Raw genomic sequence first — 21,238 nt, 5'->3', positions numbered from 1 at the left:
TTTTGTAAAAGCACAGGACAGCATCAGTCTTTTTAAGACGATCAAAAATCAATATGATATGGAAAGAAGTTTTAAAAATAATCTTTTTAACAACCCTGCTTCTATGTCAGGTTACAGCCCTGTTTCGTTTTCAGAATTCAGAGTGGGCTACCATAACCATGATAAGAAAGCTTACCGTCAGCAATTGGGAAATGGGGACAAGGACTTAACTGTCGAAGCTCAATCATTCCAAAAGCTAAAACCTAATCGCTATGTCTGGGGAAACGCAAGCTATCAAAACCTTAAAATAGGGCTTGTAAGATGGAATGAATCATTGGATTATGATCGCGTAGCCCCTTATACCACCGTAGATTCTGCGGGTGGAAAACTCAATATAGAGCGGTATCAGTTTACCGGAGGATATTTACAGAAATGGAATAAATGGAGCTTTGCAGCGCAGATAAGCTATCTTGCTCAAATGGGATTCCGAGCCAAAGATCCAAGGCTAAAAAGCACAACTGCTGATCTCAATGTCCAAACAGGAGTGAACTACAAAATGTTCAGAGAATATGAGATAGGTATATTCGGTAAATTCAGTAAATACAACCAAAACAGTTCCCTTACTTTCCAAAGTTTATTGGGAAGACCTTTTGTATATCAGATGACTGGCTTTGGGTTTTCAAATTATCTTTTTAACGGAAGTGCGAACCCTAATGTTACTTTTGACGAATTTGCCTATAAAGGAGGTTTACAGATCATGAACAGACAAGGAAAGGACTTTTACCTTCAGGCTGTTATAGGGAAATCAAATAATATTAAAAGCTATGTCAATAGCCCCTCTTCCAACTTATATTATGACCTTTCCGATCTTGAAAATAAAACACTTGAAGTAGAAGGTGCTAAATTTTTCAGTATTAATGAGAAAAATCGTTTCGGGGTTTTAGCCAGCTTCATCTCTTCTGTAAAAACAGGTTATGAATATGGATACTCACTGAATACCTCAAGTTTACAGCAAATCTATAAAAGAAAATCGTATCGTAAAGAAGACTATACCACTGCTATAAAAGGTTTCTACCAGTATAATCAGGAAACTTTCTCCATTATAGCAACTCCGTTTTTCACATACGAAGAAATTAAAGAAAGAAGAGCCTACCCTGATGCCGGACAAAAGTTTACCTACTATTACTTTGGAATTAATGCAGATTACAAACAACTGATCAAAGAAAATCAAATACTTACTGTACAACCTTATTTCTCTCAAAGAGTGGTTGGAAATAACGTAAATGCTTTAACGACCTCCGGATATTCATCTGTAGACACCTGGATTATTGAAGATCATATTTTCCAGACAAGTGATATAACAACTTTCGGAGCAGTTGCACGATATGATTTTAAACTTAAAAAACTTCCTTCATTCTTTATAGGAGTACAGTATCAGTCTCAGAAGATTCAGGAAAAGAACAATAATTTTGCGGCAGCAAGCATAGGGATAACGTTTTAAAAAATGAAGAAATTAATATATTGGGGATTAGGTGGAGCCAGCATGATATTATTAAGCTTTACACCAAAGGTAAATCAGGATTTGATGGGATTTCAGGATCCCACCATTGAGGATATTGTGAAAAGTTATAAAAAAGCAATCTCAGACTGGCCAAAACCCAATATTGATTATGGAATAAAATGGCAGGAATTTTCACCTATTAAAACAGACTCAGCATTTTTTACAGAACAGGATAAACCCAATGTTATTCTTGGAAAAATGTTATTCTTTGATCCAAAATTATCTCAATCCAATCAGATTTCATGCAGCTCATGTCATGACCCTGAAATGGGCTGGTCAGATCGAAGACAAGTAGCCTTAGGAAACAATCATCTTCTTGGAAACAGAAATACAATATCTCTTTACAATATTGCAGAAAGAAAATCTTTTTTCTGGGATGGCAGAGCAAAAACACTTGAAGAGCAGGCAGCCGGACCGCTTGGGGCTCACCACGAAATGGCAATGGATGTAAAAATATTACCCTCCAAAATCCAAGCTTTAAAGGGGTATAAACCTCTTTTCAAAAATGCTTATGGAGATGAGAAAGTAACCTATGACAGAATTGTTAAAGCCATCGCAGATTTTCAGAAAACCATCAAAAGCCAGCCAAGCCGTTTTGATAAATTTCTGGAAGGAAAATACAATGCTTTATCTGATGAAGAAATCTATGGAATGCATATTTTCAGAACAAAAGCACGCTGCATGAACTGCCACAGCGGCCAGTATCTTACAGATGAATCTTTCCATAATATTGGATTAACTTATTATAAAAGAAAATATGAAGATCTGGGATTATATAACATTACTAAGAAAGCGGAAGATGTGGGTAAATTCAAAACACCTCAGTTAAGAGACCTTATGCTTACCCAACCTTGGATGCACAATGGATTTTTTGGAGAACTGGAAGGTATTGTGAATATATACAACAGCGGAATGCACATGATAGATCCATCTCCTGAAATTAAAGAGAAAGATCCACTTTACCCTGTAACAGATCCTTTACTTAAACCTTTAAAGCTTACAAAAGAAGAAAAAAAAGCTTTGATTTCCTTCCTGGAAGCTCTTTCGGGAACAAAATATAAAATGAGACGACCGGAATTTCCTGTGGAATAAAGATTAAAAAATAAAAAGTTTGGCAAATGCCAGACTTTTTTTATTCATCTTCAAAAATTCAACATCGAATACTGTTATGTGTACTTATTCTAAATAAAAACAATTACATTTTTATAAGATTTATTAGAGACTTAATATAAAAATCATATAACAGAATTAGGTATATTATTAGGATTTTTACATGATATTATAGGCAACAGAAAATCTGTTGTATCTAATAATCATAAAAATTCAAACTCAATGAAATGTAAATTATTGAAGCTATTCTTTTTTGCAATAGTTTTATTACAGGTATCTCTTATCAATGCCCAAACCGATGAAGTCCGAATACAGAAAATCGAAGTAAATGGTACTACCTATACCAACTCTTCTACAATAACTCTTAATAAAGGGCAAATAAATACATATATCAAAGTAACATATAGCATTGCCAAGTATACTCCAAATTATTTAAATTCTGGACTTAATGTAAAATTTTTCGCTAAAATGATAGCTGGTTCCCCTTATCAAATTTTCATAGACAGTCCTCTTTTTCCTACTATCTCCGGTACATCCCAGACTTATGAATATACAGCAATTATTCCCAACACTTCTGCATTGATTGAATCTAATAATTCAGGAAAGCTATTTATGGTTTACACCTATGGAAACACCAATGCAACATCCAATACTTTCCCTGTCAATTTTGTACAACCAGCCATTTCGAACAATAAAATATCTGGTGGCGTAATTACCGATTATCAAAAACCAGCTCCAACTATTACAGGTAGCGAGCCTACAATACCATTTGGAAATTACACCTATTATTGGCAAAGGAAAAATCCGGGAGGAAATTGGTATAACCTCAACTATGGAACCATTAATACAAAAGACTATACTCCACCAGCCTCTGAAAATAGATATAATTACAAATTAAGACGCGCAGTAGAACCAACAAAACCAGGTCTAGAAACGAGTTATAGTAATGAAGTAGATGTGAGAATAAACATTGAAGAAAACAATATTGTTGAAAGTGTAACCAATAATGGTACAAATGTTATAAAAACACTTGTAGGAAGTACTCCGAGAGGAGGTACCAATTCGTTCACTTATCAATGGCAGGAACAAACAAATGACTCATTTAACTGGTCTGACATATCTGGTGCTGTAAATATAAACTATGAAGTGCCTTCAATATCTTCAGCAAAAGTTTACAGACGAATTGCAAGGTCAAATGCTGTTCCTCAAAGCTATAGTAATGAAATCAAAATTGATGAATTAAAAATATTAGGTAACTTAGTTGTGAATGAATCTTACAACAATATTATAGAAAGTGAAAAAGTTCAAACCGGCCAAATTCCTAAATTCTCCAGGCTAACTACCCACCCTACAGCTAATTTGAAAAGTGCCACAGGTTATCCAATGAATATTCAATGGCAGAGTAAAACTGAAGGCGGAACCTGGAATAATATTCCAGGAGCAACAAATGCAGACTATACCATCAATACACCACTAACCCAGACAATGCAATATAAAAGATATATACAGTCTCAATATCTTCCAGACAGTGAAAGTAATATTATAACAGTAGTAGTTTCTGAGCAGCCACCAATAGAAAATAATAAAATATCTTTCGATCCTTTAAATACAGATCATCTCTTAGGTACTACTCCTACTGGAGGAACAGGAGACTATACCTATGTATGGGCTGTAGATCTTCATCCAGATGATTCAATAGGAGAATTTATTTTTTGGGGTGTATCTTCTTCCCCGGATACAAACATGTCGGAATATGAAAATGCTATTCCATTATCAAGCAGCGAGTATCATTATACCAGGTATGCAATTTCTGGTGGGGTATGGCAAAAATCCAACACCTTAATCTTCTCTCCTGAAGATGGAATTATCCAGGGAAAAAAGGTATCAAAAGCATTACCTTTAGATAAAGAAAGCGATAAGAAAACTGTGATTGCAGCAACAAATAATGACAACATTTATTTCAACTTTAAAAATTATAGCGGTACAAAAGTAGATATCTATCTTGTCAATGTATCGGGGGGGCAACCTATAAAAATAATGCAGGCAGATCTTAAAGATGATAATTCTACACAGATCAGTTCATTCCCAACTCAATATCTACCGGGAATATATATTTATAAGATTGTATTTAATGATGGCTCTGTACAAACAGGAAAAGTCATTAAAAAGTAAACATAATCTATTGAATCATAAAAGGCGGCTGTAAAAAACAGCTGCCTTTTTTATTAAAAAGCATCCTTTTCATATAAAAAAACAATATTTTAGCATAACAATATTCAAAAAAGCACCTTGTATGAAAATAGCGATCTTAGGAGCCGGAAATATGGGTTTATCTTTTTCGAAATCATTCTTAAAGTATGAACTGATCAAACCTGAAAGCCTACACCTGATTACCCGAAGCCAATCTAAAATCTCCAAAATAGCGGAAGAATTTCCCAAATCAAAAACCTCTACTTTTGATGAAGTCACAGAGTTGGATGCTGATCTTATCATTCTTGCTGTAAAACCACAGGACTTCCAGACTGTTGCTCAGAATTTCAGATTTACTTTAAAAGAAAACCAAATGGTTTTATCCATTATGGCCGGAATCAATATTGAGAAAATCCAAAAATCGCTCAACCATCCACTTGTTGTAAGAGCCATGCCTAACTCTCCTACCCTTTTAGGAATGGGAATTACCGGCTATACTGCAGCAGACGGTATTTCTTTCAGCCAGCTTATCAATATTGAAAGATTATTAAACAGTACCGGAAGATCGGTGTATTTAGAAGATGAAAACCTTTTAGATGGTGTTACAGCACTTTCCGGAAGCGGCCCTGCTTACTTCTACTATATTATCGATGCCATGATCAAAGCCGGAATTGAAATGGGAATTGAAGAAAACCTTTCCAAATTATTTGTAAAGCAAACCATGCTGGGAGCCTACCATCTAATCAACAACTCTGAAAAAAATTTAGAAGAGCTAATTAAGGACGTGGCTTCCAAAGGCGGAACTACAGAAGCTGCTTTAAAAACCTTTGAAGACAATAGCTTTAAAGAGATTTTAAAACAGGGAATTCTCAATGCCGAAAAGCGAGCTAAAGAACTCAATAGTTAAACCTTTTCTCAATAAACCGACGAAACAGCCAGCCTAAATACACTCCAAAAGTATTCAGGAGGATATCATCTACCTCAAATATCCCTAATCTTGTAAAATACTGAAGTCCCTCCACAATCGTAATAGCCGGAATAAAATTAAAGACCAGAGATTTCAGATCCGTCAGCTTGGGAAAAACCCAACCCAGAAAACCAAAAGGAATAAACATCACAATATTTCCAAGAACGATAATAACAATATCTTTCCAGGACATTGCTCCCTGGATAAATTTAATGGTAGAAAACACAGGTTCCACCGTAATCAGGTTGTCTTCATACTGAAATCTGCCCATCCCTAAAAACATTAGATAAAGCAGGAACAGCGTATAAGGGATAATAACGATTTTATATAGTTTCTTTAACATCGGATGCTAATATATTCATTTCAAAAACATTAAATTTGTATATTAAAATAATTTAATGAAATACGTTCTACTTACACTTATTTCAGCAATGCTGCTGTCGGTCTCTTGGCCTACTTATGGAGTTCCGTTTTTTATATTTTTCGCCCTCGTTCCTCTTCTGATGATGGAACATGGAATTTCCAAATTTTCAGATTATAAAAGAAAAGGCTGGATGATTTTCGGACTATCCTATCTTTGCTTTGTCATCTGGAATATTGTTACTACAGGATGGTTATATGGATCCAAAAATCCGGACGGAAGCCACTCTATAATGGCCGTTGTATTCCCTGTTCTTGTCAATTCGCTTTTATATTCTTTGGTTTTCCAATGCTATCATTGGTATAAAAACGCTCAGGGAACCTATTGGGGATTAGGATTTCTGATTGCAATCTGGATGAGTTTTGAAAAATTCCATTTAGGATGGGAACTTACATGGCCATGGCTGAACCTAGGAAATGTATTTTCGGATTACCCAAAATTAATTCAGTGGTATGACACCCTGGGAGCAACCGGTGGAAGCTTCTGGATCCTATTGATTAATGTATTGATTTTCTATACAATCAGAACCTGGGAAGCAGGAAGAAAGAGAAATGATTTGATTAAGAATTCATCTATCATAGCAGCATTAATTGCTATCCCGATGATTATTTCGATCATTAAATATAACAGCTTTAACGAGAAACCATCCGGACAGGTAAACGTACTGATGCTGCAGCCTGATCTTGATCCTTATGCTGAAAAGTATTCAAAGGATAGCTTAACGATTGAACAAGATCTTTTAGCGTTGGCTGAAAAAAATTCAACTACAAAAATAGATTATTACATTGCTCCAGAAACAGCACTTCCAGGCAAAGGTTCTATTTCTGAGACCGGCTTAGAAAAAAGTTTACTTTTAAATAATGTTAAAGAATTTCTATCTACACATCCCGGATCTGTTTTTGCTACAGGAATTTCATCACACCGCTTTTATTTTGATCCTACTACGCGACCAAAAGAAGCCTATCAAACCAATCAGGGGTTTTGGATAGCAAGCTATAATACGGCTATTCAACTTACTCCACAACAAAAAGTTCAGGTATACCACAAAGGGAAATTGGTTCCTGGTGTTGAAATATTCCCGTATATGAATGTCTTAAAGCCAATTCTAGGTGATGCTATGCTTAATTTAGGTGGAACTGTCGCTTCCCTGGGAATAGATAAAGAAAGAATAGCTTTTTCCAACCCTTACAACAAAGGAAAAATGGCACCTATTATCTGCTACGAAAGTATTTATGGGGAGTTTGTTACAGATTATGTAAAAAAAGGAGCTAATTTCCTAGCTATTATGACCAATGACTCCTGGTGGGGCGTTACAGAAGGACACAAACAGCTTTTATCCTACGCAAAGCTGAGAGCTATTGAAACAAGAAGAGAAATTGCTCGTGCTGCCAACAGTGGAATTTCTGCCCACATCAATGCCAAAGGTGAAATAACAGCTGATACTTTCTACGGTGATCAAACTGCACTATTTTCAAAAGTTAATCTTTATGATGGAATGACATTCTACTCCAGAGCAGGAGATCTTCTTTCCAGATTTTCAATATTTGCTCTAGGATTTTTATTATTCTATTATCTGATTAAAAGAGTCCAGGCAAAAATGAAGAAAGCATAATATTAGGAATATCCGTTCTACTGATTTCCCTAGATACAATACAATCTGCGTTATCTGCAAGATCTGAGAGTTATTAATCTCTCGCTGATTGAGCTGATAACGCAGATTTTTTATTTCTTAGATAATAATTCCAGCATCAATAAACATAATCATCTGCCTAATCTGTGAGATCCGCGAGAAATATTTAACCCAATTTTCGCCAAGCCAATCTCCAAAAAAAAGAGAAGCCAGCTGGACGTCTGACTTCTCTCAAGATAGAATGATTCAGTTACTTAATATTAAGTTTTTTGGTGATTATTTCGTTTTTTATCTTCAGTTTTAATAGATAAATACCTTTAGGGAGATGAGAAACGTCAATAGACTGATCTCTGTTCAAAGTCACATTCACCTTTCTTCCTTCCATTGAATATATTTCAGCTTCTGAAACCTTCTCTCCTTTAATATAAACTTTATCAGAAGCAGGATTTGGATAAATAACAAGTTCTGTTTCACGAGAGCTTGTGTTTTCATTGGTCGACAATGAGCTTTGTGTTGAAGCATCAGAATATACTTTTGAAGCATCAATTGATCTTACACTCCAATATACATTCTGAACAGACGGATCAAGATCCAGAAACCATGAAGGGATCGTTACAATATATTTAGCAATATCTTGTGATCCCGGTGTAGATCCTACTTTAATTTCATAACGTAATGCATTCACAGGAGTTTTATCATCCGTTGCACCACTCCATGTAAAATTAAATCTGTTTCCATTTTTTGTCATAGCAAGCTGAGTAGGCGCTGTTGGTTTTACATTCGCATCATTGGCATTGTTTTTAAAAAGCTTAGTCAATGATGGAATCGCTGAATTTGCCCAATCAAATCCACTTAATAAAACATCAAGATGATTATCGTTATTAAAATCAAATAGCTGTATCATTCCCGGCCCACCCAGAGCATGCAAACCTGTAGTTGTACCTTCAGTAAATTGCTGATTGGATACATTATATAAATAAGTTTTTACTACTGCATTATAATTTATGTCGCCGGAGATGATAAAATCATAATATCCATCATTATTCAAATCACCTACACTTATAGATGCATCAGAAACTTCTGTTGGAATCTGCTGAATTACTAAATTACCAGTTCCGTCATTCATCATCACAGCAAGATAAGGATCGTCATTAGGATTCTTACCAATCATAACAATATCCTGAAAACCATCCGCATTAAAATCAGCTACTTCCAGCTTTCCAGATGTTAAAGAATCAAGAGCTTGTGTATGAACCAATGTTCCATTCTGATTGATATATACTTTTGATACCGGATCCCCATTAATATCTGATCCTATAACAACAAGATCCAAAAGATGGTCATTATTAAGATCTACTATTTTAAAACTCCCGTTTTGAGTTCCATCAGCCCAGTTCTCGGTAATATCAAATCCTTGGCCTGTATTTTTGTAAAAGTCTACTGTATTTCTAAAACCTCCTCCGTGAGCGTATTGTGTTCCATTAATGGCATAATCCTGCTTCCCATCATGATTAAAATCAAAAACTTCCATAGAACCATATACTTTTCCCGGAAGTTCTACTTCTTTTGTAAAACCTACTCCTGTATTTTTAAAACGATAATGCTTGTAATTAACAATATCCATATAGCTCAATCCCGTGGAAACAATATCCATCAAGCCATCATTATTAAAATCAATAAATTTAATATCTCCAAGATGTGTTACTCCCCCTCCAAGATCTGTATAAGGCTGCAAAGTTGTTCCTGTATTCTGATACACTTCATTATAGGTAGCATCAGGATTTCCATCTCCATCCGAATCAATAGCTCCATTCACCACAACATCCAGTGTCCCATTATTATCCACATCAGCAATATCGGCTGCGGAGAAATAAAAATTATTCATTCCGGTTTGTATCTCTGTAAAATTCTGAGCACATAAACCAACAGGCAACATTGATAATAGAAAATAAATTCTCTTCATAATTTTTATTTAGATTAATTAAAAACAAAGATAGAATATTAATTTTCCTTGTTTAAAAAAAGCCTGTATGAAATATATCAGCACTGATTTCATGCCATATCCCAGAAATTCGGATATTTTAAAAAATCAATATTTATAATCAGTCACTTATTTACAAATATTTTCCAAAAGATTTGTCTATATAAAAAATTCTTCGTTATTTTGCACTCTCAAATATTATACAAATAAGAACATCGAGATATGTCAAGAATTTGCCAAATAACAGGAAAGCGTGCAATGGTTGGTAACAACGTTTCTCACGCTAATAACAAAACGAAGCGTCGTTTTGAAATTAACTTATTAGAGAAGAAATTTTACCTTCCAGAGCAAGATAAGCACGTTACACTGAAAGTATCAGCTCATGGATTGAGAGTGATTAACAAGATTGGAATCGAGGAAGCTATTGAAAGAGCTACTAGAAACGGATTGATTAAAAAGAATTAATAGATCATGGCAAAAAAAGGAAATAGAGTTCAAGTAATCCTTGAATGTACAGAGCACAAAGAAAGCGGTATGCCAGGAATGTCTAGATACATTTCTACAAAAAATAAAAAGAACACTACAGAGAGATTGGAATTGAAAAAATACAATCCAGTTCTTAAGAGATCTACCCTTCACAAAGAAATCAAGTAATTTATAAATATAATTTACAATGGCAAAGAAAGTAGTAGCAACCCTACAGACCGGGTCTAAAAAAATGACCAAAGTGGTGAAAATGGTGAAGTCTTCTAAATCAGGAGCTTACGTTTTCGAAGAAAAAGTAATGAATGCTGATGAAGTAGATGGTTTTTTGAAAAAATAATCAATACTTTATTTACAATATAAAAAACTACTCATATTTTGGGTAGTTTTTTTGTTATCTTTGTTCACCAGATTATTAATCAGTGAAATATGAAGAAGATCATTGTTCTAATAGGTACAGTTATTTTTCAATTTTCATTCAGTCAGAAAACAATGAACCCTATAGAATATAAAAGTTCACCAAAAGTTTTCAGCATTCCTGGATTATCACAATCAGTAAGCATTGATTGCGGTACATCCAGAATGATTTTATTATCTGGTCAGGTTCCTTTGGATTCAAAAGGCAATCTGGTGGGAAACCATGTAGAAGAACAAACACATCAGATTTTCAAAAACATTGAAAACATATTGAAAGAATATGGAGGTACAGGAAAAGACATTGTCAAACTGAGTATCTTCATCACAGACATTTCAAAAACCCCGGATTTCAGAAAAGTAAGGGATGAATATGTCAATCTTCAAAACCCTCCTGTAAGCAGCCTTGTAGAAGTGAGTAAGCTTTTCAGGAATGATGTAATGATCGAGGTAGAAGCCACAGCAGTGATTAAAAACAAAAGATAAGAATAAACTAAAACTATGAGTTGGTTTAAAAATATTTTCAAAAAAGAAGAAAAAGAAACTTTGGATAAAGGATTGGAAAAATCCAGCCAGGGATTCTTTGAAAAAATGACGAAGGCCGTAGTCGGTAAAAGCAAAGTAGATGATGAAGTTCTGGATGATCTGGAAGAAGTACTGATTGCATCTGATGTAGGCGCTTCCACAACCATCAAAATCATAGAAAGAATTGAAGAACGTGTTGCCCGTGACAAATATGTTGGAGTAAGCGAGCTGGATAGTATTCTTCGTGAGGAAATTTCGGGACTATTGCTGGAAAATCCTCATGCAGGAACAGGGAATATCGATACTTCAAAAAAGCCTTATGTTATAATGGTGGTTGGAGTAAATGGGGTTGGAAAAACAACAACTATTGGAAAATTGGCTCACCAGTTTAAATCCGAAGGTAAAAAAGTAGTTCTTGGAGCAGCAGATACCTTCAGAGCAGCAGCGGTTGACCAACTTATTATCTGGAGTGAAAGAGTGGGTGTTCCTATTGTAAAACAGGAAATGGGATCCGATCCTGCCTCTGTCGCTTTTGATACTGTACAGAGTGCTGTAGCTCAAAATGCAGATGTGGTTATCATCGATACGGCAGGAAGACTTCATAATAAGATCAACCTGATGAACGAACTTTCCAAGATTAAAAGAGTAATGCAGAAGGTAATTCCAGATGCTCCTCATGAGATCTTACTGGTTCTGGATGGTTCTACAGGTCAGAATGCTTTTGAACAGGCTAAACAATTTACTGCAGCAACCGAAGTGAATGCATTGGCTGTAACAAAACTAGACGGAACAGCAAAAGGAGGTGTTGTCATCGGTATTTCAGATCAATTCCAAATTCCGGTTAAATATATAGGAGTAGGCGAAAAAATGCAGGATCTGCAACTTTTCAATGGTACGGAATTTGTAGACTCATTCTTCAAGAAAAGATGATTTATATCATGTTTTCCCTTACATTAGTAAACAAATCAATTTTAAAATATTAACAATTAAAAAATTTGCAACTATGGGAATTATAACATGGATCTTATTCGGTCTTATTGCAGGTGCAATCGCTAAAATGATTATGCCCGGAACTCAGGGAGGAGGTTGGCTTATCACCATCATCCTTGGAATTTTAGGAGCATTTGTAGGAGGAGCTATAGGAGTTTACATTTTACATTGGGGAGATGTTACCTCATTCTGGAATCCAAAAAGCTGGATTCTTGCCATCGGAGGCGCTTTAATTATCCTCTGGATCTACGGAATGGCTACAAAGAAAAGCTGATGTAACACTGATAAAAAATAAAATCCCGGATCTGAAATTCAGATCCGGGATTTTTGTACAATATAATTTAGTTAGTTGTTGATTCTAATCTGGTAAGGCATTTCCATTTTCACCTCAGACTGTAATTTCTTGTCGGTGATTTGCTGTAAAATTTCATAGTTCGCCTTTCCTATTTTATTTTTGATAATTCTGGCAGAAACATCTTCTTCATTAAGATCTTTGAAGATCTGCTCGAATGGAGACATTTTCTTCGGATAAGATTCTACATAGTAAGATTTCACTCCTGCTTTCTGTGCTGCAAATTTCACAGCATCATTAAGCGTTCCCAATTCATCTACCAAACCAATTTCCTTGGCACGAACACCACTCCATACTCTTCCACCACCTACATTATCAATCTGCTCGAAGGTTTTCTTTCTATTTTGGGTAACAAAATGTACAAATCTTTTATAAGTACCTTCTACACTTCTTGTCATCATATTCACTCCATAAGGTGTTACACCATTCAATCCAGAATAATACATAGAGTTTGCATTGGTAGCCACTACATCTGCACGAATCCCATTCTTATTGGCAATATCTTTATAGTAAGGCAATACCCCGAATACTCCAATAGAACCTGTAAGCGTATTAGGCTCAGAATAGATCTTATCAGCAGCCATAGCTACATAATAACCACCAGAAGCTGCGTAATCACCAAAAGAAACGATCAAAGGTTTTTTCTTTTTTAATTTTTGTAATTCAAATAAAATTTCATCTGAAGCATTTGCACTTCCTCCAGGAGAGTTTATTCTGAATACAACCGCTTTCACTTTATCATCTTCCTGAAGTTTCTTAATGTACTTCACATACTTTTCAGAGTGAATATCATTATATTGGTCTCCATTATTAATAGATCCCGACGCATATAAAATAGCGACCTTCTCTCCGGACTTATCATCATCAGAAAAAGAATTGATATAGTTCGTTAAAGAAATCTTATTCAGCTTTTCTTTATCGTTAACGTTTAATTTAGCTTTAAGCAAGTCTTCATATTCTGATTTCTGAATAAGTTTGTCTGCCAATCTATATTTTAATCCCTGCTCAGGAATCATTCCATATAAACTATCTACAATTGTTCTGAACTGAGCTGTATCAATTTTTCTTGAAGCAGCCATTTTATAGGATGTATTTTTCCAAAGGTCATTAAGCAATGTACTTAGCTGTTCTTTATTTTCAGGAGAAATATCATTTCTTAAAAAAGGTTCTACCGCAGATTTGAATTTACCGTGACGAATCACTTCAATCCCAATTCCATATTTATCTGCAAAATCCTTGAAGAATGTTACCTCAGTGGAAAGCCCTTTCAGCTCAATACCTCCAGCTGGGTGAAGATAATACTGATCAGCTACAGAACCTAAATAATAAGCAGACTGTGAAACACCATTTCCATAAGCATACACAAATTTTCCGCTTTTCTTAAAATCATCAATAGCATTTCTAAGATCATCAATTTGAGTTAACCCAGCATTCAAATCATCAGTCTCAATACTGATTCCTTTAATATTATCATCAGTTTTAGCTTTATTAATTGCCTCCAGCACATCATATAAAAGAACATTTTTATTCTGATTACCTAAACCAAAAAGATCCATTTGTTCCTCAGTAGGGCTATCTATTATATTAGTCTTTAAATTAATCGTAAGTACCGAATTCTTTTTCACAGCCACAGACTTGTCACTTCCCATAGAACTAAACACCAGCATCATGATGAAAAAGATGAAAAATACAGCACACAGAATGATTATTGCTACTATATTTGCCAAAACGTTTTTAAAGAAACTTCTCATAAATTCAATCAATTTTCTAATATGTCGCAGCAAAAGGTAATTTTGTTACTAGGAAGTAACCTTGGAGAGCAAAAAAAAAATATAGAGCTTGCTTTACAAAAAATAAGTGATGCAGGAAATCACATTTCACAGATAAGCGAATTTTTAATGTCTGATCCTGTAGAATTTGTCAGTTCCAATATTTTTTGTAATATTGCAACAATAATATTCACGCATCTTTCACCAATTCAGCTGCTTGATTGTATTAAAAACATTGAAGTTGAAATGGGAAGAATTAATGATTCAAAGGTATCGGGCGGTTATGCAGATAGGGTAATAGATATTGATATCATTAAGTATAATGAATTAAATTTTAAGTCAGAAAGATTAGAAATCCCTCATAAAAAACATCTTTTTGAAAGGGATTTTTCCAGAATATTATTAAAGGATTTTATTTAAAACATAAAACATATTGTATGAAATTAGGTTTATTATTATTGGCCACAACCTTGCCAATTGCAGCTTTCGCTCAGAATAGCAGTACTACAGTAAACTCTTCTACTGAGTATCCTAATACCTTCTCTTCAGGTTCAGCAAACGTAAAACCTTTTGACAACAAATCCCGACTTTTCAGAGATTGGTCAATTTCTGTCGGAGGAGGTGCCGCGTTTATGGTTCATTCTGCATTGACATCAATTAATTCGGATAAAACCAATTGGGGGTATAACGCTTATGTAAGTATTGATAAGCAGATTTCACATACCTTCGGTGTAAGCTTAATGTATACCAGAGGAGAAACCAAGCAAACAGGCCAACTTCCGGGAGCTCCTGGAATTGCTGCTGGAGTCGCTACAGGAACTACACAGTTTGACCAATTGGCGTTAATGGGAGATATTAACTTCTCTAATTTATTAAGAAGAGTAGATAATCACTCACCGTACAGATGGGCATTCCACGGATATGGAGGAATCGGACTTCAGGGATACAGAACTTCTCTGCACGATAACGACAGAAACAGATGGAGTGATAATCCTAAAAGAGTTCCTTTGTTCGTAAAACAAGACCTTGATATTAATTCCGTATTCTATCAGGCTGGTTTAGGATTAAAATATAATGTTTCTCCACTTATTGATGTTGAAGCTAGAACAATGTACATTATCAGTGGTGAACAATCATTCGATGGTAGTGGGTACAATAATTCAAGCTACGATCCTAAAGCTCCTACAGAGTCAGGATATAGATACACAATCCTTAACAACAAAAGATCTTACAATGCCTGGACGGTATCTTTGGGAGTATCTTTCAAGTTAGGAAAACATCTATCTCACTTAGCATGGCATGATCCGCTTCAGGAAGCATATTACAAAACCAATGTTTTAGAAAATGCTGCTACAGACTTTGTTGTTTGTGAAAAAGGAGATCAGGATAATGACGGAGTATGTGACGACTGGGACAGACAGCTTGACACTCCTGCAGGAGCAAGAGTAGATGGTGCCGGTGTTGCTTTAGATATGGATCTTGATGGTGTTATCGACTTATACGATAAGTGTGTAACAGTTCCTGGCCCTGTTGAAAACAACGGTTGTCCAATTAAATAATTAGAAATCTAAAAACTATTTTTCAAAAAAAATAATATAAATAATACACGATGAAATTAAGTTTAGCAATTGTTGCATTAGCATTGGCGATCCCTACCGTCAGCTATGCACAAGATTCATCGGCAGCTGCAAACGGAAAGTATCCTAATACTTTTACTTCTGGTTCTGCCAATGTATCTCCATTTACTAATCAAGCAAAAAGATTTAATGACTGGTCTATTTCAGTTGGAGCTGGTGTTCCATTGTTGCAGTCAGCAGATTTAACGTCTATCAAAAATGGTAACGGTAAAAATCTTTTTGGATATTCAGCTTATGTAAGTATTGATAAGGCGATCACTCATGCATTTGGGATCAACTTACAATATGACAGAGGTGAAACAAGACAAGGATGGTTCAATACAAAAGATGCTGCCCCTGATGCAAAAGCAGTAGCAGGCAGAACTCAGTATGATGCGATCTCAATCTTAGGAGACATTAACTTTTCTAATCTTTTAAGAAGAGTTGATAATCATTCTACTTACAGATGGGCACTTCATGGATATGCTGGGGTAGGTACTATTGCTTATAGAGCTTACCAAAAAGATGCTAGCGGACAAAGATTGATGACAGAAGTAAAACCATTCAAATTGGGTTCAATGTTCATGCAGGCTGGTACAGGTTTGAAATTTAAAGTGAACAGAAGAATTGACCTTGAAGGTAGATTAATGTATGTAATTACCGGTGATGATACCTTCGATGGTGGTGGTGATCCATATAGTGACATTAACAGACGTTCTTCACAAGTTTCAGATAACTTCTTCAATGCAACATTAGGACTTTCTGTAAAACTAGGAAAACACGATTCTCACCTAATGTGGCATGATCCACTTCAGGAAATCTATTACAAACTTGATGTCTTAGCTAACAGAAAGCAAGATATCGAAGTATGTAAGAAAGGGGATGCTGATAACGATGGCGTATGTGACGATTGGGACAGACAGCTTGATACTCCTGCAGGAGCAAGAGTAGATGGTGCTGGTGTTGCTCTTGATACAGACCTTGATGGTGTTATTGACCTTTACGATAAGTGTGTAACAGTTCCTGGTCCTGTTGAAAACAATGGTTGCCCAATAGAGAAAAAAGATAATAATAAAACTGCTGTTGAAGTAGAAAAAACATTGAAAGATATCTACTTCAATTTCAATAAAGCTACCATTAGACCTGAATCTAATAGCAAATTAGATGTAGCAGCTTCTATTATTAAAGAAAACGGAGGTAATTATTTATTGACTGGTCATACTGACATTAAAGGAAATGCTGCTTATAACCTAAAACTTTCTAAGGAAAGAGCTGCTGCTGTAGTAGGAGCCTTAGAAAACAGAGGAGTAAACGAAACCGTTCTAAAGTCAAGAGGAGTAGGATCTGCAGAAGCTAGAATTCCAGCTTCAGCTTCAGATGCTGAAAGAATGGCAGATAGAAAAGTTACGGTAAGATTTATGGAAGGTTCTGAATGGAATTCTATGAAAAAGAAAGACTATGAAGATGCTCCTGTAAAGAAGCCCGTAAAGAAAAAAGTAGTTTCTAAAAAGAAGAAAAAATAATTTCTTAAAATATTAAGTAAACCGAAAAGAATAGTTCTTTTCGGTTTATTTTTTTTCTACTACCAAATTTTTTACCTACCTTTATATCATTTTAGGGGCAATACGTACAAAATAAACAAAATATACCCGTTATTGTTTTGAAAAAAATAATACAAAAAATCACTTTTAGCGTAAAAAAATCATTTAAAATAACTTAACTAAAAAAATAACACTATGAAATTAAGTTTAGCAATTGTTGCATTAGCTTTGGCAATTCCTACTGCCAGTTATGCACAAGACTCAACGGCAGTTTCAAAAGGAGAGTATCCCAATACGTTCTCGTCTGGGTCTGCCAACGTTTCCCCATTCACTAATCAATCAAAAAGATTTAATGACTGGTCGATTTCCGCGGGGGTTGGAGTTCCACTGTTGCAATCAGCAGATTTAACGTCTATCAAAAATGGTAACGGTAAAAATCTTTTTGGATATTCAGCTTATGTAAGTATTGATAAGGCGATCACTCATGCATTTGGGATCAACTTACAATATGACAGAGGTGAAACAAGACAAGGATGGTTCAATACAAAAGATGCTGCCCCTGATGCAAAAGCAGTAGCGGGTAGAACTCAGTATGATGCAATCTCAATCTTGGGAGACATTAACTTCTCAAATCTTTTGAGAAGAGTAGACAATCACTCTCCATACAGATGGGCACTTCATGGATATGCAGGGATAGGTACTATTGCTTACAGAGCTTACCAAAAAGATGCTAGCGGACAAAGATTGATGACGGAAGTAAAGCCATTCAAATTGGGTTCAATGTTCATGCAGGCTGGTACAGGTTTGAAATTTAAAGTGAACAGAAGAATTGACCTTGAAGGTAGATTAATGTATGTAATTACCGGTGATGATACCTTCGATGGTGGTGGTGATCCATATAGTGACATTAACAGACGTTCTTCACAAGTTTCAGATAACTTCTTCAATGCAACATTGGGACTTTCTGTAAAACTAGGAAAACACGAATCTCACTTAATGTGGCATGATCCACTTCAGGAAATTTATTACAAACTTGATGTACTAGCGAATAAAAATCAGGATATTGAAGTATGTAAGAAAGGTGATGCTGATAACGATGGCGTATGTGACGATTGGGACAGACAGCTTGACACTCCTGCAGGAGCAAGAGTAGATGGTGCTGGTGTTGCTCTTGATACAGACCTTGATGGTGTTATTGACCTTTACGATAAGTGTGTAACTGTTCCTGGACCTGTTGAAAACAACGGTTGTCCTACTACAACTACAGGCCCTGTAGTAGAAACAGAAACTAAATTGGAAGGGATTGAGTTTGACTTAAATTCTGACAGAATTTTACCATCAAACACTCCTATCTTAAATAACGCTGTAAACTATATTAATTCTTCAAATGGTTCTTATAATGTTGTAGGAGCTACCGATACAAGAGGTACTGCTGCTTACAACCAGAAATTATCTGAAAGAAGAGCCAACAACGTTAAAAATTATTTAGTTAAAAACGGTGTTCAATCTAATAAATTAAAAGCAGTAGGGAAAGGTAAAACAGACCTTAAATACCCTGAGTGCGAACCAGCAACGAAGTGCCCTGAATGGAAAAACAGAGCCAACAGAAGAGTATACTTCGAAGCTAAATAATAAACTTATTAAGTTACTATATAAAAGTCACGCATTGCGTGGCTTTTTTTGTCCTAATACTTTCCTTATTTTTACATCATGATTTCTCCACAGGATTTTCAAAAGCTAAAATACGATACTCTTAAATATTTCTGGGGTTACACAGACTTCAGAGATTCTCAGGAAGAGATTATCAATGCTGTAATTAATGAAAAAGATACACTGGTTCTGCTTCCTACAGGTGCCGGAAAATCTCTATGTTATCAGCTTCCGGCTTTATTAAAAGAAGGAACCTGTCTGGTGATTTCACCTTTACTGGCTTTAATGAAAGACCAGGTCAATCAGCTTAAATTCCGGGGTATAGAAGCAGAATATCTATCTTCTGAATTGGATGAGTATGATGCTGAAGCTATTTACAACCGTTGCAAAGAAGGTCTTACCAAGCTTCTTTACATCTCTCCTGAAAGATTAACAAACATTCAGTTTCTTCAAAATATAGATGAAATTGAACTATCATTCATTGCCGTTGATGAGGCACACTGTATTTCTGAATGGGGTCAGGATTTTCGTCCAAGCTACCAAAACATCAAAGGTTTCAGAACTAGTCATCCTGAAATTCCGTGTCTGGCTTTAACAGCAACAGCAACACATAAAGTTCTGAAGGAAATCAATAATAAACTTGAGCTGAAAAACCCAGCTATTTTTCAGAAAAGCTTTAAAAGAGATAATATTAAAATCTTCACTGAAGAAGTTTCTGACAAATTCCAACGTGTTCTAGATATTCTAAAATATAATACAGATTCAGGAATTGTCTATGTAAGAACCAGAAAAGAAGCTGAACTGCTTGCTGAATTCTTAAAGAAAAATCAACTGAACAATGTTGATTATTTTCATGCTGGTCTAACGGCAAAAGAAAAAAACACGAGGCAAAATACCTGGAACAATAGCAACAATCAGGTTTTAATTTCTACCAATGCCTTTGGAATGGGTATTGACAAGGATAATGTTCGTTTTGTCCTCCACTACTCTCCTGCTGCCTCCATTGAAAATTATTATCAGGAAATAGGAAGAGCCGGAAGGGATGGCCAGGACAGTTTTGCTTTTATGCTTTGGAACAAACAGGAGCTTTTGAATTTTGATCAAATCCTGAAAAACCAAATTCCCAATAAGGCAGAGTTTCTAAAAATCATCAGCTACCTCTACTCTATTTTTCAGGTAGCAGAATTTGAATTACCAGAAAAGACTTTCCAGTTGAATACAACAGGAATACAGAACTTCATCCGCTTATCTAAAGCCAAGATCAATAACGTTCTCAATTTCCTTCATAATCAGGAAATTATTTACTACAATGATAATAAAAGCTTATCCTCTTTGGAGCTTTTTATCAAATCTGATGAAATAGATCAGCTGCCTCAAAAAGATGCTTATTTCATCGAACTTCTTCTTCGTACCATGTCCGGCATTACGACCCATAAAATAATGTTCAGTGAACAACAGGTAAGCAATAAAATTGAAGTCAGTGTCCCATTAATCAAAGAACGTTTAAAAGAACTTCAACAGAACAATTACCTTGAATATATTGATGGAGCTTTATCAAGCATCAAGTTCCTGAAACCTCGTGATGAAAGAGCTATCAATAATGCTTATTGGAAACTTTTTGAACATATTCAAAGAAATAAAATCCAAAAATGGGAAGAAATGAAGTTTTATACAGAGAATAAAGATTACTGTAAAATGAAATTAATCCTGGCTTATTTTGGTGAAAAAAATTCAAAGAACTGTGGCCACTGCTCTGTATGTGAAAAGAATAAACAATCTATTTTTGGGAAAAATATTTCACAGCAGATCATCAATTTACTGGCAAAAAAATCAGCTACCATAGAAGAATTATCTGTACAATTAAGCTATCATTCCAAAGAAAGTATTCTTGAAAATTTAATTTTCCTGCTAGACTCCGGAAAGGTAAAAATGTTGAATTTCAGAACTTATGCGCTGAATCATGAGTAATGGACAATAAATCGTGAGTAATTACAATGCTCCGTTTACAACCTATTTCCCCTAATCACGATCCACGAACCTCCACATATCAACTACAAAA

19 protein-coding genes are annotated in these 21,238 nt (G+C 35.2%); 16 read left to right on the top strand and 3 right to left on the bottom strand.

Going from position 1 to position 21,238, the window contains the following annotated elements:
* Window positions 1-58: 58 nt before the first annotated feature.
* The 4 genes from GTR01_RS02145 (at window position 59) to proC (ending at window position 5,747) form a co-directional block, all read left to right on the top strand.
* Complete coding sequence (locus GTR01_RS02145; RefSeq protein ID WP_160136222.1) at window positions 59-1,480, top strand: DUF6850 family outer membrane beta-barrel protein; 1,422 nt, start codon at window positions 59-61, stop codon at window positions 1,478-1,480.
* Window positions 1,481-1,564: 84 nt separating this feature from the next.
* Window positions 1,565-2,632 (top strand): cytochrome-c peroxidase, encoded by a 1,068-nt coding sequence (locus tag GTR01_RS02140; RefSeq protein WP_410492564.1) that lies wholly within the window; start codon window positions 1,565-1,567, stop codon window positions 2,630-2,632.
* A 240-nt stretch (window positions 2,633-2,872) separates the two neighbouring features.
* Window positions 2,873-4,822, top strand: coding sequence for a hypothetical protein (locus GTR01_RS02135; RefSeq protein ID WP_160136220.1), 1,950 nt, complete (start codon window positions 2,873-2,875; stop codon window positions 4,820-4,822).
* Between the two features lie 121 nt (window positions 4,823-4,943).
* Window positions 4,944-5,747, top strand: coding sequence for a pyrroline-5-carboxylate reductase (gene proC / locus GTR01_RS02130; protein WP_160136219.1), 804 nt, complete (start codon window positions 4,944-4,946; stop codon window positions 5,745-5,747).
* On the opposite strand, the gene GTR01_RS02125 is transcribed toward proC, so the two are convergent.
* Window positions 5,737-6,150: a VanZ family protein gene (locus GTR01_RS02125; RefSeq protein ID WP_160136218.1), complete on the bottom strand. Its 414-nt coding sequence runs from the start codon at window positions 6,148-6,150 to the stop codon at window positions 5,737-5,739. The two genes, proC and GTR01_RS02125, sit on opposite strands and share 11 nt — an antisense overlap.
* A 55-nt stretch (window positions 6,151-6,205) precedes the next feature.
* Between GTR01_RS02125 and lnt the strand changes: the two genes are divergently transcribed.
* Complete coding sequence (gene lnt, locus GTR01_RS02120) at window positions 6,206-7,840, top strand: apolipoprotein N-acyltransferase (protein WP_160136217.1); 1,635 nt, start codon at window positions 6,206-6,208, stop codon at window positions 7,838-7,840.
* A 268-nt stretch (window positions 7,841-8,108) separates the two neighbouring features.
* Here the strand turns inward: lnt and GTR01_RS02115 are convergent, their stop codons facing one another.
* Complete coding sequence (locus GTR01_RS02115; protein WP_228452135.1) at window positions 8,109-9,821, bottom strand: T9SS type A sorting domain-containing protein; 1,713 nt, start codon at window positions 9,819-9,821, stop codon at window positions 8,109-8,111.
* 240 nt (window positions 9,822-10,061) lie between these two features.
* Here GTR01_RS02115 and rpmB point away from each other — a divergent pair, with 240 nt between their 5' ends.
* The 6 genes from rpmB to GTR01_RS02085 all read left to right on the top strand — a co-directional run bounded on the left by rpmB (window position 10,062) and on the right by GTR01_RS02085 (window position 12,525).
* The gene (gene rpmB / locus GTR01_RS02110; RefSeq protein WP_002976757.1) at window positions 10,062-10,304 is read left to right on the top strand and encodes a 50S ribosomal protein L28; all 243 of its coding nucleotides are present in this window, start codon (window positions 10,062-10,064) and stop codon (window positions 10,302-10,304) included.
* A gap of 6 nt (window positions 10,305-10,310) precedes the next feature.
* Entirely contained in the window at window positions 10,311-10,493 is a 183-nt protein-coding gene (gene rpmG / locus GTR01_RS02105; protein ID WP_027373683.1) for a 50S ribosomal protein L33, read from the top strand.
* 19 nt (window positions 10,494-10,512) lie between these two features.
* Window positions 10,513-10,662: a DUF4295 family protein gene (locus tag GTR01_RS02100; RefSeq protein WP_065395045.1), complete on the top strand. Its 150-nt coding sequence runs from the start codon at window positions 10,513-10,515 to the stop codon at window positions 10,660-10,662.
* A gap of 89 nt (window positions 10,663-10,751) precedes the next feature.
* Window positions 10,752-11,222, top strand: coding sequence for a RidA family protein (locus tag GTR01_RS02095; RefSeq protein WP_160136216.1), 471 nt, complete (start codon window positions 10,752-10,754; stop codon window positions 11,220-11,222).
* Window positions 11,223-11,237: 15 nt separating this feature from the next.
* The gene (gene ftsY, locus GTR01_RS02090) at window positions 11,238-12,191 is read left to right on the top strand and encodes a signal recognition particle-docking protein FtsY (protein WP_160136215.1); all 954 of its coding nucleotides are present in this window, start codon (window positions 11,238-11,240) and stop codon (window positions 12,189-12,191) included.
* A gap of 73 nt (window positions 12,192-12,264) precedes the next feature.
* Window positions 12,265-12,525, top strand: coding sequence for a GlsB/YeaQ/YmgE family stress response membrane protein (locus tag GTR01_RS02085; protein WP_160136214.1), 261 nt, complete (start codon window positions 12,265-12,267; stop codon window positions 12,523-12,525).
* A gap of 71 nt (window positions 12,526-12,596) precedes the next feature.
* Here GTR01_RS02085 and sppA read toward each other — a convergent pair whose 3' ends face one another.
* Window positions 12,597-14,354 carry a signal peptide peptidase SppA gene (gene sppA, locus GTR01_RS02080; protein WP_160136213.1) on the bottom strand — a complete coding sequence of 586 codons (1,758 nt, stop codon included), beginning with the start codon at window positions 14,352-14,354 and terminating at the stop codon, window positions 12,597-12,599.
* 21 nt (window positions 14,355-14,375) lie between these two features.
* Between sppA and folK the strand changes: the two genes are divergently transcribed.
* The 5 genes from folK (at window position 14,376) to GTR01_RS02055 (ending at window position 21,147) form a co-directional block, all read left to right on the top strand.
* Window positions 14,376-14,792, top strand: a complete 417-nt coding sequence (folK, locus tag GTR01_RS02075) for a 2-amino-4-hydroxy-6-hydroxymethyldihydropteridine diphosphokinase (RefSeq protein ID WP_160136212.1) — start codon at window positions 14,376-14,378, stop codon at window positions 14,790-14,792.
* Window positions 14,793-14,809: 17 nt separating this feature from the next.
* Entirely contained in the window at window positions 14,810-15,931 is a 1,122-nt protein-coding gene (locus tag GTR01_RS02070) for an OmpA family protein (RefSeq protein WP_160136211.1), read from the top strand.
* A 50-nt stretch (window positions 15,932-15,981) separates the two neighbouring features.
* Window positions 15,982-17,511: an OmpA family protein gene (locus GTR01_RS02065; protein ID WP_160136210.1), complete on the top strand. Its 1,530-nt coding sequence runs from the start codon at window positions 15,982-15,984 to the stop codon at window positions 17,509-17,511.
* A 213-nt stretch (window positions 17,512-17,724) separates the two neighbouring features.
* Window positions 17,725-19,161: an OmpA family protein gene (locus GTR01_RS02060; RefSeq protein ID WP_160136209.1), complete on the top strand. Its 1,437-nt coding sequence runs from the start codon at window positions 17,725-17,727 to the stop codon at window positions 19,159-19,161.
* Between the two features lie 78 nt (window positions 19,162-19,239).
* Window positions 19,240-21,147: an ATP-dependent DNA helicase RecQ gene (locus GTR01_RS02055; protein WP_160136208.1), complete on the top strand. Its 1,908-nt coding sequence runs from the start codon at window positions 19,240-19,242 to the stop codon at window positions 21,145-21,147.
* The last annotated feature ends 91 nt before the right edge of the window (window positions 21,148-21,238 follow it).

It is taken from the genome of Chryseobacterium sp. c4a, from assembly GCF_009900745.1.
GTDB lineage: Bacteria > Bacteroidota > Bacteroidia > Flavobacteriales > Weeksellaceae > Chryseobacterium.
This window is presented reverse-complemented; position numbering and strand designations above follow the sequence as displayed.